The 14,976-nt window shown below is 68.1% G+C and carries 15 protein-coding genes and 3 pseudogenes; 6 read left to right on the plus strand and 12 right to left on the minus strand.

The window, feature by feature from the left end; translation table 11 throughout:
* Positions 1 to 53: 53 nt before the first annotated feature.
* The 3 genes and pseudogenes from ACPPVO_RS53870 to ACPPVO_RS53880 all read right to left on the minus strand — a co-directional run.
* A pseudogene (locus tag ACPPVO_RS53870) lies at positions 54 to 281 on the minus strand (SAM-dependent methyltransferase); the annotation flags it as partial.
* A gap of 89 nt (positions 282 to 370) precedes the next feature.
* Positions 371 to 1,399: an LCP family protein gene (locus ACPPVO_RS53875; protein ID WP_426507238.1), complete on the minus strand. Its 1,029-nt coding sequence runs from the start codon at positions 1,397 to 1,399 to the stop codon at positions 371 to 373.
* Positions 1,396 to 1,899 (minus strand): SigE family RNA polymerase sigma factor, encoded by a 504-nt coding sequence (locus ACPPVO_RS53880; protein ID WP_426507240.1) that lies wholly within the window; start codon positions 1,897 to 1,899, stop codon positions 1,396 to 1,398. The genes ACPPVO_RS53875 and ACPPVO_RS53880 overlap by 4 nt, the downstream gene beginning before the upstream one ends.
* Before the next feature lie 173 nt (positions 1,900 to 2,072).
* On the opposite strand from ACPPVO_RS53880, the gene ACPPVO_RS53885 reads away from it, so the two are divergent.
* The 4 genes from ACPPVO_RS53885 (at position 2,073) to ACPPVO_RS53900 (ending at position 5,141) form a co-directional block, all read left to right on the plus strand.
* On the plus strand, positions 2,073 to 2,333 hold the full coding sequence (locus ACPPVO_RS53885; protein WP_426507242.1) for a hypothetical protein: 261 nt from the start codon (positions 2,073 to 2,075) through the stop codon (positions 2,331 to 2,333).
* Between the two features lie 33 nt (positions 2,334 to 2,366).
* A complete protein-coding gene (locus ACPPVO_RS53890; RefSeq protein WP_426507244.1) occupies positions 2,367 to 2,585 on the plus strand; it encodes a hypothetical protein in 219 nt (72 codons plus the stop codon).
* A gap of 625 nt (positions 2,586 to 3,210) precedes the next feature.
* The gene (locus ACPPVO_RS53895; protein ID WP_426507246.1) at positions 3,211 to 4,623 is read left to right on the plus strand and encodes an IS110 family transposase; all 1,413 of its coding nucleotides are present in this window, start codon (positions 3,211 to 3,213) and stop codon (positions 4,621 to 4,623) included.
* A 29-nt stretch (positions 4,624 to 4,652) separates the two neighbouring features.
* Positions 4,653 to 5,141, plus strand: coding sequence for a tyrosine-type recombinase/integrase (locus ACPPVO_RS53900; protein WP_426507248.1), 489 nt, complete (start codon positions 4,653 to 4,655; stop codon positions 5,139 to 5,141).
* Here ACPPVO_RS53900 and ACPPVO_RS53905 read toward each other — a convergent pair.
* From ACPPVO_RS53905 to ACPPVO_RS53915, 3 genes are all read right to left on the minus strand, one after another.
* Entirely contained in the window at positions 5,042 to 5,581 is a 540-nt protein-coding gene (locus ACPPVO_RS53905) for a hypothetical protein (protein ID WP_426507250.1), read from the minus strand. The two genes, ACPPVO_RS53900 and ACPPVO_RS53905, sit on opposite strands and share 100 nt — an antisense overlap.
* Positions 5,582 to 5,735: 154 nt before the next feature.
* Positions 5,736 to 6,335, minus strand: coding sequence for an SDR family oxidoreductase (locus tag ACPPVO_RS53910; protein ID WP_426507252.1), 600 nt, complete (start codon positions 6,333 to 6,335; stop codon positions 5,736 to 5,738).
* Positions 6,284 to 7,546, minus strand: a complete 1,263-nt coding sequence (locus tag ACPPVO_RS53915) for an MFS transporter (protein WP_426507254.1) — start codon at positions 7,544 to 7,546, stop codon at positions 6,284 to 6,286. The genes ACPPVO_RS53910 and ACPPVO_RS53915 overlap by 52 nt, the downstream gene beginning before the upstream one ends.
* Positions 7,547 to 7,617: 71 nt before the next feature.
* Between ACPPVO_RS53915 and ACPPVO_RS53920 the strand changes: the two genes are divergently transcribed.
* The gene (locus ACPPVO_RS53920; RefSeq protein ID WP_426507256.1) at positions 7,618 to 9,033 is read left to right on the plus strand and encodes a PLP-dependent aminotransferase family protein; all 1,416 of its coding nucleotides are present in this window, start codon (positions 7,618 to 7,620) and stop codon (positions 9,031 to 9,033) included.
* 299 nt (positions 9,034 to 9,332) lie between these two features.
* Here ACPPVO_RS53920 and ACPPVO_RS53925 read toward each other — a convergent pair whose 3' ends face one another.
* The 6 genes and pseudogenes from ACPPVO_RS53925 to ACPPVO_RS53950 all read right to left on the minus strand — a co-directional run.
* Entirely contained in the window at positions 9,333 to 10,052 is a 720-nt protein-coding gene (locus ACPPVO_RS53925; RefSeq protein ID WP_426507258.1) for an IS6 family transposase, read from the minus strand.
* Between the two features lie 548 nt (positions 10,053 to 10,600).
* Positions 10,601 to 11,128: a DinB family protein gene (locus tag ACPPVO_RS53930; RefSeq protein WP_426507260.1), complete on the minus strand. Its 528-nt coding sequence runs from the start codon at positions 11,126 to 11,128 to the stop codon at positions 10,601 to 10,603.
* Between the two features lie 117 nt (positions 11,129 to 11,245).
* Positions 11,246 to 11,578, minus strand: a complete 333-nt coding sequence (locus ACPPVO_RS53935) for a CPBP family glutamic-type intramembrane protease (protein ID WP_426507262.1) — start codon at positions 11,576 to 11,578, stop codon at positions 11,246 to 11,248.
* A 99-nt stretch (positions 11,579 to 11,677) separates the two neighbouring features.
* The gene (locus tag ACPPVO_RS53940; protein WP_426507267.1) at positions 11,678 to 11,806 is read right to left on the minus strand and encodes a hypothetical protein; all 129 of its coding nucleotides are present in this window, start codon (positions 11,804 to 11,806) and stop codon (positions 11,678 to 11,680) included.
* Positions 11,807 to 13,397: 1,591 nt separating this feature from the next.
* Positions 13,398 to 14,027 carry a hypothetical protein gene (locus ACPPVO_RS53945; protein ID WP_426507269.1) on the minus strand — a complete coding sequence of 210 codons (630 nt, stop codon included), beginning with the start codon at positions 14,025 to 14,027 and terminating at the stop codon, positions 13,398 to 13,400.
* A 373-nt stretch (positions 14,028 to 14,400) separates the two neighbouring features.
* Positions 14,401 to 14,748 (minus strand): annotated as a pseudogene (locus tag ACPPVO_RS53950) (integrase core domain-containing protein); the annotation flags it as partial.
* Between the two features lie 34 nt (positions 14,749 to 14,782).
* On the opposite strand from ACPPVO_RS53950, the pseudogene ACPPVO_RS53955 reads away from it, so the two are divergent.
* Positions 14,783 to 14,908 (plus strand): annotated as a pseudogene (locus ACPPVO_RS53955) (integrase core domain-containing protein); the annotation flags it as partial.
* Positions 14,909 to 14,976 lie beyond the last annotated feature (68 nt).

The following is a 14,976-nucleotide window of genomic DNA, read 5'->3' on the forward strand; positions in this document are numbered from 1 at the left end:
GACCTGGACTACGCGGGACGGGCCCGTCGCGTTCATGCAGAACCTCCGCCGCGGAACTGCCAGATGCCCGCCTCACCGGCGAGGTAGCGCACCGCTCGCCGGAGAAACCGGCGGTTTTCGCGCGCGGCGATCGGCGCGCTCGACCAGGCGACGGCGATGGCGTCGCCGGACGCCCGGTCGGCGGCGAAGTTGTCCTTGCCGCCGAGCCAGTAGTTGTAACGCCGCGCGGGGTGTGCGACAGAGGTGTCGATCGGCTCGGTGGAAACGACAGCGTAGTTCAATGTCCGGCCGAAGGCGGTGCGCCCGCGGCCGGAAACGCCCCACCGGGTGCTTGCGTAAACCGGGTGGGGCGGTTCGGCGGCTCCGACGGTCAGACCCGGATCGGCGTTACCCACGTCGGGTGGGTGGCCACGAACTCGTCGACGGTGTCGGCCCGGACGTCGGCGAACAGCTGGGCGGCGTCCTTCGGCAGCGCCTCGCTGTTCAAGCCGTCCCTGACGACGGTGTGGAACTCGGGTACGCCGATTCCGACGATGTCGGTGGCCTTGCCGTCCTTCAGTCGCAGGTAGAGCTGCGAGAGCGTGACGCCGGAAAGGTCGACGGTCAGCCCGTCGGTCCGGGCGATCTTGTTGACCTTGTCGAAGTCCGTGAGCAGGTTCAGCGCGACGACCTTCGCCACGAGCGCGGCGAGGAACCGCTGCGCGTTGCGATCCCGGTCGTACGCGCCGAGCGGCTGGTCCCGGCGCTGGCGGAGCAGGTCCGCCGCCATGGCGCCGTCGATCGTCTGGCACCCGGTCGGGTAGACCCGCCCGGTGTGGATGGACGTGACCTGGCGTTCCAGGCAGATCCGGACACCGCCGACGGAATCGGTGATCTTCTCGACGGCGCCGAGGCGCACGACGACCGCGCCGTCGAGCGGCACCCCCGTCAGCTTCTCGACCGTCTTCGTGGCGAGATCCGCCCCACCGACGTGGTACGCGCTGTTGATTTTGTCGGGGTCGTGTCCGGGTATGTCGGTGACCACGTCCCGCTCGATCGAGATCAGGTCGACCCGGGTGCCGCCGGCCGGTACGTGCACGATCATGATCGTGTCGGAATGGCCCAACTCGTAGGGGTCGATGCCGAGCAGCAGGATGTTCAGCGGGCGGGCGGGCATCATGCTGTCCGCGACGCCCTGGGCGGGAAGGCCGATGTTCCGTTCCGGGCTCACCCCGAGCCACACCGCCGTGGGTACACCGAGGACCAGCACGACCGCGGCCGCGAGGACGCTCGTGAGCGTTGCGGCGCGGCGTCTGCGGCGGCGCACCACCTCGGCGTCGATGTTCCGTCGAAGCTGTGCGATGTCGAGCAGCTCCAGCTCGGGGCGAGCGAACGCGGCCCGCAGGTCGTCGTCGTTCACCGTGCTCCTTCCGCGATGAGATCCCGGCCGTTCAGACGGGATCGGAGGGTGACCAGCGCGCGGGAGATGTAGCCCCGCGCCGTGCCGACTGTGCAGCCGAGCGCCGCGGCGATCTCCGCGTCCGGCAGATCCTCGTAGTAGCGCAGCACCACGGCGGCCCGCTGCTGGCGGGGCAGCCGCGCGAGGGCCGTCCACAGCAGGTCGCGGTCCGCGGCGCCTTCGGCGATGTCGGCGGCCACCGGGACCGTCGCGTCGGGCTCGGCGCGCAGCAGCACGCGCCGCCACCAGGGACCGCGTTTCCAGTCGACGTACAGGTTCGCCATCATCCGTTTGACGTAGCGCTCGGGCACGTCGGCTCGGCTGACCTTCTTCCAGTGCAGCTGCGCCCGGACCATCGTCTCCTGCACCAGGTCCTCCGCCGCATGTCGATCTCCGGTCAACATCACGGCATATCTGGCCAGGGCCGCGAGCCGGGAGTTGACGAAGTCCTCGTACGTCACGTCCACCTCCTGCCTGTTAGACGAGTGGAGGCGGCGCCACATTGCGCGCCCCGGTGGCACAATTTTGTGAGTCACCGTGCTGCGGCCGCGCCAAGAATGACACCGATGCCGGACCGCTCGGGGCCGGCGGCAGACGGAGAGGCGATGCGATGGCACGGCGCGGGAGCTTGGCGGTGGCGGCGACGTGGATCGCGCTGGCGGCGCTCGGGGCGGCCTCGGTGGTCCAGCTGTGGATGGCCGGGCTGACCTGGCAGACGGGCGTGTACAGCCCGAACGTCGACGTGTACGCGTTCGCGGCGGCCGGGGTGCCGGGCCTGTGCGTGCTGGCCTTGGTGCCGCCGCTGCTGGCGTACCGCCGTGGCGTCCGTTCGCCGCTGGTGTGGCCGGTCGGGCTCGCGCTGCCGACCGCGGTGGTACTGCTGCTGGCAGTGTAAAGAGCCGCCGGCCGATGGCGCACGCCGCACCTGGTGGCCGTGGCGTGCTTCGCGGTGGCCACCGTGGCGCTGGTCGTCGCGGCCGGGGCGGTGCTGGTCGGGGCCGTGCGCGGCGTCCCGGGCCCGCGGACCGCCGACGCCCGGCCCGGCCGGGCCCCGGTCCTGCTGGCCCGCGCCTGGCAGCGCGTCGCGGCCGCGGCGGCGCTGACGCTGGCCGTGCTGGTGTTGTGCGGACCGGACGGGCCCGCGTAGGAGCTGGTCCCGGCCGCGGTGGGCGGCGTGGCGATCGCGTGTTCCTGCTCGCCCCGATGGTGCTCTGCGCCCGGTACGCCAACCGGACGGACGGAAGCGCGGACCGGGTGTCGGCAGTGCCGGCACTGGGTGCCCTGTGGGTGCTGCTGCTCGGCTACGCGTACCTCGTCGCCGTGGATCTCAACCTGACGTACGACAGCGGCCACCACACCGACGGGCGAACGGTTCGCGTACATCCGGGCCGACGCCGACGTCCTTGCGCTCGCGCCCGGCGGCTACTTCTTTAATTGGATCTACGACCTGCGCCCGGCCAGGCTGGGTCGAGGTAGCCGGTGGGATCGCTCTCTTCTGCGGCTGTCCACCTGAGTTTGGGTGTGACTCTCATCTGGCTACTTGTTCAATTTGATCTACGACCTCAGCCCGGCCAGGCTGGGTCGAGGTGATCAGCGGGTTGCTCTCATCATCGGCTGTCCACAGTAGTTGGGTGTGACTCTCATTTGGCCTGCGCCCGCTGGTCACCGTGGCCGGGAGTGGCTCAAGAGGGGCTTGCCCAGCTCGAAGTAGCGTTGCCCTCCTCGCCGATCGTCCACAGTGTACGAACGAGGAGGCGGAGCGGATAGGCCGTGTGGTGATCGGATTGGACCCGCATAAGCGGTCAGCGACGATCGAAGTGATCGACGAGCGCGAGCAGGTCTTGGCGAAGGGCCGGTACGGCACGGACACCGGCGGCTACACGCGGATGCTTGAGGCCGGCCGCCGGTTCGCGGAGCGGACGTGGGCGGTGGAGGGCTGCGCGGGGATCGGCCGGCACGTCGCCCAGCGTCTGGTCGCCGACGGTGAGACCGTCATCGACGTGCCGGCCAAGTTGTCAGCACGGGTGCGGGTGTTCGACACCGGGCAAGGGCGCAGGACTGACCCGGTCGACGCGCACAGCGTTGCCGTGGCCGGCCTGCGCAGCCCAGGACTGCGCCAGGTCCAAGCCGATGACACGGCGGTCGTGCTGCGCTTGCTGGTCGACCGTCGCGACGAGCTGGGCCGGGCCCGCACCGAGACCGTCAGCCGGATCCACCACCTGCTGCTCGAACTCGTGCCCGGCGGGGCGAAGAAGTCCTTGACCCGTGGCCAGGCCAGCTATCTGCTGTGCACCGCACCCGAGCCGGTCGGCATGGTGGCGCAAACCCGTCACCAGCTCGCCCGCGAGCTCATCGACGAGCTCACCGCGATCGACGCGAAGATCCGGGCCGCGGACAAGCAGCTGCGGGAGTCCGTCAGTGCGGCGGGCAGCCGCCTCACCGACCTCAACGGCATCGGCCCGTCCGGAGCGGCCCGGCTGCTCGGCGACGTCGGTCACATCGAACGCTTCCCCACCGCCGCGCACTTCGCGTCCTGGAACGGCACCGCCCCCATCGAGGCATCCTCAGGCGACCGACGCCGCCACCGGCTGTCCCGCGCCGGGAACCGACGCATCAACCGAGTCCTGCACATCATGGCGATCGTCCAGCTCCGCCACGACACCCCGGCCGGGCCTACTACCGCCGGCGGCTGGCCGAGGGCAAGACCACCATGGAAGCCCTGCGCGCACTCAAGCGTCACCTGTCCGACGTGGTCTTCAAACGCATGGCACGCGACGCCAAACACGCTCGATCCGGGGTGGCGGGCCCAGCAGGACAACCGGGAGCGACTCTGCAATCCAGCGCGGCCAGCCCAATCCCGACACCTGACACTTCGGACAAGTCACAAACCGAACCCGCCACCAACCAACCTAGAACATTCGCCGCCCCAACCCCTTGACCTAGAGGGGAGCCTACTTGTGCGGAAACGTGATCAAGCGTGTTGTTGGTCGGCCGTCGACAGCGTCGTCCACAGGGGCGACGAGTGCGAGTTCGGTGATTCGGACCGCGCGCCGCCGGATCGAGCTGCCCAGCCGGTCCCGTTCGGACGCCATCGCCTGGACACCGCAGCGAGTCGAGGCATGGCGGCAGCAAGGCGTCCGGGAAAAGGTCGCCGTCTGGACCGCCGAGCCTCGCCACGTTCCTGAACCGGGTCGCCGCCGACCGGCTCTTTGCGATGTGGTGGCTCATCGCCCTGCGCGGGCTACGCCGCGGCGAAGTGGCTGGGCTGCGCTGGTGCGACGTCGACCTCGAACACGGCACGATGACCATCGCCCAGCAACTCACCTGCGTCGGCTACAAGATCCTCATCGGGCCGCCGAAGAGCGCCGCCAGCCGCCGCGTCATCGCCCTGGACCGGCATACCGTCCAAGCCCTCCGCGAGCACGCCCGTCGGCAACGCCTCGAACGACTCGCCGCAGACAGAGCCTGGCAGGGCACCGGCTACGTGTTCACCCGCGTCGACGGCCAGCCACTGCACCCGTCCTACCTCACCCAGCGATTCCTCAAGTGGTGTGGGCGGCCAGGTCCGGGTTTGGTGGCCGCCCGTCGCGGCGGTGTCGACCGCTACACCACCTTCAATCCGGCGACGGCCGCCTCGAATGGCTTGGCCACTGACGGCTTCACCTTTCCGGTGATCCGGACCAGAACAGACCCGTTCAGGTAGTGGTATTCGGTGCCGAGTATCTGCATCGACTTCTGGGCGTCCTGGATGTACTTCGACCGGGCCTGTGCCGCACTCGCGTCGGCGAAGACTTCGACCACCCCGCCGTGATCGATGTCGTACGGTTCGGCGTCCTTGTCACCGCCGGGCACGTCGAACGATGCCCGGGACAGGTAGCCGCCGGGCCTGCCGAGGAGGTTGTTCGGGTCGGTGTTTTCGTCCTGCGCCGCGACGTTGGTGACAGGCAGCCCAGCGGCGGCAAGCGCGTCGGCGGCGGCTTTGGCGTCCATCTTCGCCACGGTCGGGGACGGTGATGGGCTCGAAGCGGTCGTCGCTGGGACGGACGGCGCGGCTGCGGGCGCACTGGTGGGGGTACTGCTGCTGCCGCAGCCCGACAGCGCGGCGGCAGCGACGACAACGAGAAGGCGACGGGCGATGATCACCGGTGGATCTTGCTCCAGCGGAAGCCGGAAAAGGATCACCGCTACGGACAAAAGTTACCGGTCACCGTTGCGAGCCGTCACAAGATGACGGCTGGCGCCACAGGACGGTTCTACGATCACCCGAGCCGGGCCGGGGAACCCGGCCCGGCAGCTCTCAGTCGGTGATGACGATAACGCCCGACGGCGCGTCCAGCAGCTCGACGGTCCGCTCGGCAGCGCGGTCGATCTGGACTCGCGGATCCGCTGGCGTTTGATCCTCGTTATAGGTACCGGGCCCATAGAACTGGCCATAGCTCAGCACGACACCGCCCTCGGCGAGCACGGAGCGCTCCAGCTCCAGCACTGCTTGGGCGTCGGGGCCTTCAGGTAGCTGCCATGCCACGGTCTGGGCCAGAATCCGGGGTGATCCACTCTGCCGTGCGGCGTCGATCAGATTCTGGTTTCCTTCCGTACGGATGCGGGCGTTCCGCTGCGCGTGGATGCCGATGCTTGCCACGTCGTCCGGCAGATCGGTCAGCTCGTTGAGGATCACGTGGGGTGCGAAGTCCCGAACGGCCTCCATCAGGGCGTCTCGGTCGAAGACGTCGCAGACGATCGGTTCGGCGCCGAGTTCGCGCAGCTGCTCGGCCTTGCCGGCCGAGCGGGTCATGCCGCCGACGACATAGCCGGCCTTGACGAGCAGGGGGATCAGTCGCAGTCCGATCACGCCGGACGCTCCGGCGAGGAATACGCGCTGGTGGTGGGTGGAGGGCATGTGTCTACCTTGCTTTCTTCCCGGTGGGTACGCCGCTTGAGGCGTCGTTGTGCGGTAAGGCTGATCAGGGCGAGGAGCACGACCACGGCGCTGTACCCGCCGACGGTCGCAACGACACCGAGAACGTTGGTGAGCGCTCCGGCGATCACCACGGGCGCCCCGAGTCCGAGGTACGAGACGACATAGATCCCGGCGACGGCTCCCGCGCGCTGGTCCGGGTCGGCGAGCGGGACGATCAGGCCCAAGGCGGCCGTGAAGGCCGCACCGAACCCGAGGCCGGCGATCGCCTGCCCGGCGAACATCGTGGCGAGGCTGCCGGCCGCGGCGCCGACGGCGATGCCGACCGGACCGATGATGGACGCGATGATGCCGGCGGTCATCGCCGTACGCGCGCGGACGTTGGCGAACGACAGGCCGACGACCACCGAGACCGCCGGCGCGATGAACCCGGCGAGCCCGTCAAGCAGGCCGCTGTCGCGGTGGAAGACGCTCTGAACCATGCTCGGGGCCAGGCCTCCGGAGAGCCCGGCGAGCATCCAGACCGCGGCGACCACCGGTGCGGCGGCGAGGAACTCCGTGCGGGCCCTGGGAGGGACGGCGACATTGGGGATCATCGAGCCGAGCGCACCGGGCCCGCGGCCGATCGTCTCCGGCGACAAGAGGATGGCGATGCCGCCGACGATGGTCAACGCGATGAGCGCAACGAACACGATGGTGTTGGCGTGTGGCGTGAGCTGGATGCCCAGGCCGGCGAGCAGGGAACCCGCGGCCAGGCCTCCGGTGAGCCCGACACTGCCGAGGAGCGGGCCGAGACCTTTCCGCTGGGCCGGCGCGAGCTCGACGAGGACCGCGGTGAACGCTGCGGTCGCCGCACCGCTGGCCACCCCCTGCACGACCCGGCCCGCGATCACCCAGCCGATGCCGGGGGCGAAGAGGAACATCAGGTTTGACGCGAGCTGCACGACCAGGGCGCCGAGCAGCACCGGCCGCCGGCCCAGGTGGTCGGAGAGTGACCCCAGGGTGAGGGCGGCGGCGAGGAACCCGATCGCATAGACCGCGAAGGCCACCGTGAGCAGTACCGGCGGGAAACTCCACGCTTTTCGGTAGACCACCAGCAGCGGGGTCAGGGCGCCCGCGGCGAGATAGAGGCTGTTGAACGCGAGCGCGGCACCTGCCAGGGCCAGACCGGGGGAAATCCGATGGGACGACATGGGAACTCCTAGATCCGACGTTGTACCTTCCACGCTAGGAAGCAAATGGTTTGGTAGTAGAATCCATTTCTGTGGGAAAATCGCAGACCAATTCGCTCGCTGAAGCCGGCGTCGACCTCTACCTGGAGCTGACCGGCAGCGGACTACGGTCGGGGCTGTCCGACGCCCTGCGCGAGGCGGTTCGCTCGGGACGATTGGCGCCGGGGACGCGCCTGCCCGCGTCGCGCACGCTTGCCACCGACCTCGGCGTCTCCCGGAGCACCGTGACGGAGACCTACGCTGAACTGGTCGCGGAGGGATGGCTTACCGCGCGGCAAGGCTCCGGCACCCGGGTCGCCCGGCGGGCCGAACTACGCCGTACGCCCGTCGCGGCCGCACCGAAGCGGCCCCGGCCGACGCAGGGTTTGATGCCCGGCGCCGCAGACTTCGCAGAGTTCCCGCGCACCGCCTGGCTCGCCGCCGCCCGCCGGGTGCTGAGCACGGCGCCGCACGAGGCCTTCGGGTACGGCGATCCCCTCGGCCGGATGGAACTGCGCATCGCTCTGGCCGGCTACCTCGCCCGTGTCCGCGGCGTGTCGGCCGACCCGAAGAGCATCGTCATCTGCTCCGGCTTTCACCACGGCCTGACACTGATCGCCCAGGCGCTCAAAGCACGCGGTACCCGATCGGTGGCCGTCGAGGCCTACGGCCTGGATCTGTACCGTGCGCTTCTGCGCGACGCCGGCCTGACCATCCCACCGCTCTCGGTCGACGACCAAGGCGCGCGAGTCGACGAGCTGGTCGCCTTGAAAGGCGTCGGCGCCGCCCTGCTGACCCCCGCCCACCAGTTCCCCACCGGAGCTGTCCTGTCTCCGGAACGCCGGGCGGCCGTCCTCGACTGGTCCCGTACCACCGGCGCCCTGATCCTGGAGGACGATTACGACGGCGAGTTCCGCTACGACCGCAAGCCCGTCGGCGCCATGCAGGGCCTCGACCCGGACCGCGTCGTCTATTTCGGCACGGCCAGCAAGTCACTGGCACCGGCCCTCCGCGTGGCCTGGATGGTAGTGCCCGGCCACCTCCTGCCGGAGGTCGCGGCCGCCAAGGGACACGTCGAGACGGTCAGCGTGCTCGAACAACTGACCCTCGCCGACTTCATCGTCTCAGGCGCCTTCGACCGCCACGTACGCACCCGCCGCCAGACCTACCGCCGCCGCCGCGACCACCTGATCGCCGCCTTGGCCCGCAACGCCCCCGACGTGCGGGTCGCCGACACCCCGGCCGGCCTCCAGGCAGTACTCCAGCTCCCATCGCACACCGAACCCGCGGTCCTGGCGTCCGCCAGTCGCCACGGCCTGCAGATCAGCTCTCTCTCCGACTTCCGCCACGAATCGCTGCCCAGGTCATCCTCACCTGACGCCCTGGTAGTCAACTACTCGGCCGTCTCGGACAGCGCCTGGGAAACCACCCTGACCTCACTCTGCAACGCCATGCCTCAGAGCCCCTGAGGTCTTCGCCCACAACCCGTACACAGCGCGGGAGCCGCCGCTCGATCGAGAGGCTCCCGGAGGCCGACCTGCTGATGCGGATTTCGGCCCCCGCGTGCGTGCGTCGAGGACGTCCTCTCCGCCAACGCGGCCGAGCCAGTCGCCGCCCGGACCGGCCCGCCGGCCTTTGTCGTCGATGCGCCCGATACGTGGGGCTGACCGAGCGACCGTCCGCTCGACGCCTACCGCATCGCCGCCGACCCAGGGGCGCCGTTGCATTTGCCGATCGGAGGGCGCGTTGACGCGAGTGCCGACCGGTTTCAGATGGCGGTGGCGAGTTCGGTGAACGCCGCTACGACGCGGAGTCCGCGTGGGGCGTCGATGCCGAGTTCGTAGTGTCCGCGGCGGAGGTTCTGCATGAAGGCGTGTCCTGCGATGATCGTCTGCGCGGTCCGGTCGGTCTGTAGCCCGCGCATCGGTCTGAGCCGGTGCTTGAGCTGGCTATGGTCGGCTTCCACCCGGTTGTTGGCGTGGCGTTCGACGTGGTGCCACGCCGACGGGACCAGCTCATCGAGCACCGCCGGGTACACCGGCGCAGCGTCGGTGATCACCTCGGTGGGACACACCTTCAACGTGGCCATCGCCCGGCGGAAGAACCGTCGTGCCGCCGCGGCGTCGCGGCGGGCGGAGACGAGCACGTCGATGACCTGGCCATCCTGATCGACGGCGCGGTACACGTACCGCCAGACGCCGTTGACCTTGACATAGGTCTCATCGGTGCACCACCTGTCGCCAGGCGCATGCCGGCCGAATCTGGCTGCGTCGGCCAGCAGCGGCGTGAAGCGCTGCACCCACCGGAAGACCGTGACATGGTCGACCTCGCCACCACGCTCGAGCAGCAGTTCCTCGACGTCGCGGTACGACAGGTTGTAGCGCAAGCAGAGCCGGACGGCGACCACGATGATGTCAGGCGGGAACCGGAACCCGGCGAACGCTGACCGCGGTAGCTGGACTGGGCGCCGGCGGTTCGAGTGCTTCACCGTTCAAGCCTGCCTGAGCAGGGCATCGATCAATGCAACGGACCCAGATCATGCCTGACCCGTGATCCTTTGAAGACACTGCCTAGCGGTGTGGGGCGGGCGAGGCGGGCAGCTGCGGCGGCGTAGGTCGACATGTCAATAACCACCCGGCGGCCGGTTCGGTCGCCCGACAGGCCACGCAGCCGGGCGGCCTCGGCCGTCGCGGCGCCGGTGGGCGCCGTCGGGTCTTGTGCTTGCACGGCCTGGCGTCCGAGAACCTCTCGAGGACCGCGGTTTCCAGGGCCACGACGTGGTGCTGCGCCCGGATGAGAGCGCCCGCGCCGTCGGGGGCTCGGCGGCGCTCCGCGACGGCGGATTCGTGCTCGCAGCGGTGCTTGGCTCGCTCATGCGGGGACTGACGACTAGCCCACGATCCCTTCGCGCCGAAACTGAGGTCGCAGGGGTTGCCACCGACCGCGATGTTGGGCACAACCCGGATCGCGGCCCGCTCGACACGGTGACGACCCGCGCCGCGGGCGCCCGCCTGCAGTGGCGGCGACAGGCTTGACCTACCGGGATCCGAGTCCAGTGCGTCCGTCGAGAAGCTCCCGCGCGGCGTCGAGATGTCCGACATGGCGAGCGGTTTCCTCGAGTACGTGGAGCGCGATGCGACGTAGGTCGGTGACCTCCGCGTCGAGCCAGCCGCCGTGCCGCCCGACAGGCTGGGCGTCCAGTGGCATGGTCGCCAGGACGGCGTTGCCACGTTCGCACTGCTCGCGGTAGAAGGCGAGTACCTCTGCGGCCGGATGGCTGGTGCTGAAGACGTGAGGCCGTCCCTCATCGGGCCACGGCAAATCCACCGCTGTTCCGCAAGCCACCTCCTGGAACCAGTGCCGCTCGGCATGCCCCAGATGCTCGATCAGCCCGAGCGGCGTCCACCCTGACGGCAGGACCGGCGTACGCAACTGCTCCTCGGTCAGGCCGTCGATGATGGCGAGTGCGCTGGTCCGTTGAACGTCGAGGAAATGCCGGAGTGCCGCTGCCTCCGGCGTCATTGGGCCCTCGGTCGTCATGCCATGCTCCTCGGTGAAGGTCATGCCAGCACGACGAATGGAGGAGTCACCCATCGACATCTCGGCTCATGCGACCGCGGCCGATCTGCGCAACCTGCCGCAGCAGAGTCGTGCGCGACGGTCGACTCGCCGCAGGGCGGCTCATCGCTCTGTTCGTTGCCAAGAGACGCCGACCGCTTCTGCCGCGCCGGCAAGGAGGACGAGCTTCAGCCACGTACCGCCAACGCCCAGGGGCCGCACGAGTGCGTCAGTGAGATTCCAGGCCGCGTGCAGCAGAATCGCCGCGGGCACACCACCGCGGAGGCGCTCGGCGACGAACAACATCAGGCAGGTCAGCGGAAAGAGCCCCAGGAAGAACACCGCACCCTGCTGGGTGAACAGCCCCTCGTCGTGCTGTCCGGTTCCGTTGAGGAAGTACAGCGGCACGTGCCACAGGCCCCACGCGGCCCCCAGCATCACGGTAGTCACTGTCATGCCGCCGATCGTGCCTGAACCCAGTCGAGATCGTCGTGGCGGCGCGTGGCGACACGACCCATTTCTGTGCCTCCTCGGCTCGTCCGCGGCTGGAAGTCGTCAATCGGGTTCGACCTGTTCGACGAGCTCAGCAGGGCCAGCGTCATAACCGCGTTCGCGGATCGGGACCAACTCGTGGGCCACGACGCCGACGAGTTGCGCCGGCGTGCCGATCGGCTTCCCGAGCACCGCACTGATGGTGTGCCGGCCACACGCCGGCGATGACGAGGCACGCGGCCCGGATCACGCGCCGGGTTTCGCTGCTTCACCTGACCGACGACGCGGTACGCAACCGGTCGAGCTGGACCGTATCGACTTCACCGACCTGGTCGTGGACACCGCGGAGCAGCACCATCGACGGTCGGCGTGGTGACGGCGGTTCAGCGGGTGCTCCGCGGGCGCTCCATCGCGCCGGGACTAGGTAACACGCGCCGGAACCGAACGCCCAACGCGCGAGCCGCTTATACCCTTATAGCGGTCAAATCGGGCACCGATTGGACGTGCAGCAGCAACGAGTCGCCGAAGATCAAGCTCTTAATCTGCGGGTTGTAGGTTCAAGTCCTACGCGGCGTACAACATTACGCAAGCCATGACCTGGGCACATACTCAGCGATCATGGCTTGTTTCATATCTACAATAGACGTTCGTGTGATCTGCAGAATGCGTCACGGGCCGGCATCAGCCGACACCGGATGAACGCAGGCAACGGTCGGATTACAATATCGCCGCGGGCGCAGGTTCGAATCCTGCCGGGGGCACACAGAACATCCCACCCGTTCGACGGCGCTCGACGATTGTCTCAACTGACCGTCGAGCAGCGGGTAACACAGCCGTCCAGCTCATGACAACGGGCGACGCTCTGGATGGGCTCATCGACAAGATGATCTTCGGGCGGGAACCGGTGATCGGCCCCGTACGATCGCAAGGACCGGAGGACACCCGCGCCTTGCGGAGGTGTGGCCAATACACGTAGTCCCATGGCCACCGGTAGGCATGACCCACGCCACGCACGCGGGGAGGCAAGTGGCGCGTACCTCGCGGCCCCCGGCATGGAGCGACCCCGGGCGGGCGTGCTGGGGACGATAGCGGAAACCGCGGCGGGATCTTCGGTGCCTTGGGGCGTCTGCGCGCAGCCGGGATCTGGATTCCGCGCAATGCAAGGACGAGGCCACACCGCCGACCTCACTCGCCTGACCAACGGATTAAAAGTCCGAAGTGGACGATAAACTCGCTCAAGTTCAAGCATAGCAACCAAAAGTCCGTGAAGGACTCGGCACCTCCGAAGTAGTCCGACTACGTCCGTGCTGGTCAGCGGGCTCGGGTCTCCGCAAATGCCGATGCCCACTTTGGATGGAACGGGCAAGTTCCTGAGCCGTACGGCTCCGTCCGTGCCAGGTAGCGAACATCCGAGCAGCCAGCGAGCAACCGATCATGTGGAGGCCATGCCCGCGGGGGGTCCTTCGGGGCCTGCAGACGTACTGGTTGGCGCCGCATGTCTCGGCCCCGAAGGACCCCAAAGATCAACTAATCCCCTGCGAGGTGGGGACTTTCACTGGCCACGAGCGGGGACTTTGCCGCGGCCGCGGACACCGAGAGAGCGACTGCTTGATCTGATCGCGCTTCTGTCTCTGCTCGCGTTGTGCAGCGTCCTGTTTCTGGCCACCGGGCCGGCTGCGCTCGCAGCAGTGACAGGCGTGGCGGCTGGATTGTTCACCACATGGCGTGGACGGCGTGGTTCCGGTTGACAAGTGCAGCGGGTGCGTATGGGAACGGGGCATACCTACGCATCGAGGTACCAACCGGTCCAAGGGGAGCCATAGGGCTGGGTGTGGTGATTGCACCACCGTTGGTAGTCAAGACCTGTCGCGCAGACACCGTAGAGGTAGGTACTGCCGGTGTACCAGAGCCGGCTGGTCGGTCCGCCATGAAACCCTCCAGCGAGGCTGGCCCAGCTAGTCGGCCAGGCGGTCCCTCCCGGCGGGGTAGCGCCGCTGTTGAGGTACTGAAAGGTGGTGTACATCTGCATGTCGAGGCCGACACCGAAGATCTCGATCCGGCAGTCGTTCACGAAGCCGCTGATTTCGCTGTACAGCACCTGACCGTTGAGCGGGTCCCACCGACTGTATTCACCGTTGACCGCGATCTGCCAGCGGTGCTGTACCGAGCGGTCGCTGAAGACCTTGAACTCCTCGTAACGCCCGCCACAGTTCTGGATGGTGAAGTCCAGATCACCGGACGACACGGAGCCGGACGTTACGGCGCCGCGAGCCGACAAGCCGACCGGCGTGTATACCGATACCGCGCCGCCACGGATGGTCGTAGCGTCTGCCGCGTGTGCGGGCATGTCCGGCACCACCACCGACAGGGCGATCGCACCCATCAGTGCGACCACCCCTCTGATCTTTGACATATCCGATCCCCTCGTAGGCGTATGTCCGGCGAGGACACTATCGGATCTAGATGGACATTTATAGATGGAAATTGTTCAAAATGAACCTTCGAGCAAGTGAGTGGTGCGGGTAGAGTAATAGCGCCGTTCGACGGAGCGTGGCGGTAACGCGTGTATCGAGACGAATCCAGCCGCGCAACGCCTGAGCCGGCGACATCGGCTCGCTAGTTCGAGAACCGGTACGGGCTCATCTGGTAGCCGCCGAAGTACGGGTACGGGATGGCCCGGTGGTGGGTGCCGCCGTCGCCGGACTGTTCGTACCTGACGTACTTGCTCATGGTTGCGTCGGTCCATCGCTCGAAAATCGGAAGCTGTCAAGTGAGACACGGGCTGGTTATGCGGTCTGTATCTGAGGGGCCGGTGTTGGCGGGTTGATCCACGCCGCGACGGGCAGTAGGGATGGGGTGGGTGGTTTGCTGAATCGTTCGGGGTTGCGGGCGTGGGCGGCGTCGAGGACGACCTGGCGGTTGGCGCGGATGTCGGCGGCGGTGCCGTAGTGCACCGAGGCCGGGGTGTGCAGGCCGAGGGCCTTGTGCCGGTGGACGTGGTTGTAGTGGTTGAAGAACGTGTGACAGAACGCGCGGGCGTCGGCGAGTGAGCCGCACCGGCCGGGGAAGGCTGGGCGGTACTTCAACGACTTGAACTGGGCCTCGGAAAACGGATTGTCGTTGGCATTAACCGGCTAACGGGCCGGGTTTCTGGTGTTGGCCGGTTAAAGTACCGACAATGCCTACAGCGAGGCGTGGTTCAAGACACTCAAGTACGCCCCGGTGTTCCCCGACCGGTTCGCCGGCCTGGCCCACGCCCGCGCGTTCATGACCGACTTCGTGGCCTGGTACAACGAGGCCCTGTACCGTGCCAAAACTCGTCGCACATGGTGTGAGCTGCTGTTTCGCGACAGTGGCGCAGG

The organism is Dactylosporangium sp. McL0621 (assembly GCF_049995355.1).
Classification (GTDB): domain Bacteria; phylum Actinomycetota; class Actinomycetes; order Mycobacteriales; family Micromonosporaceae; genus Dactylosporangium.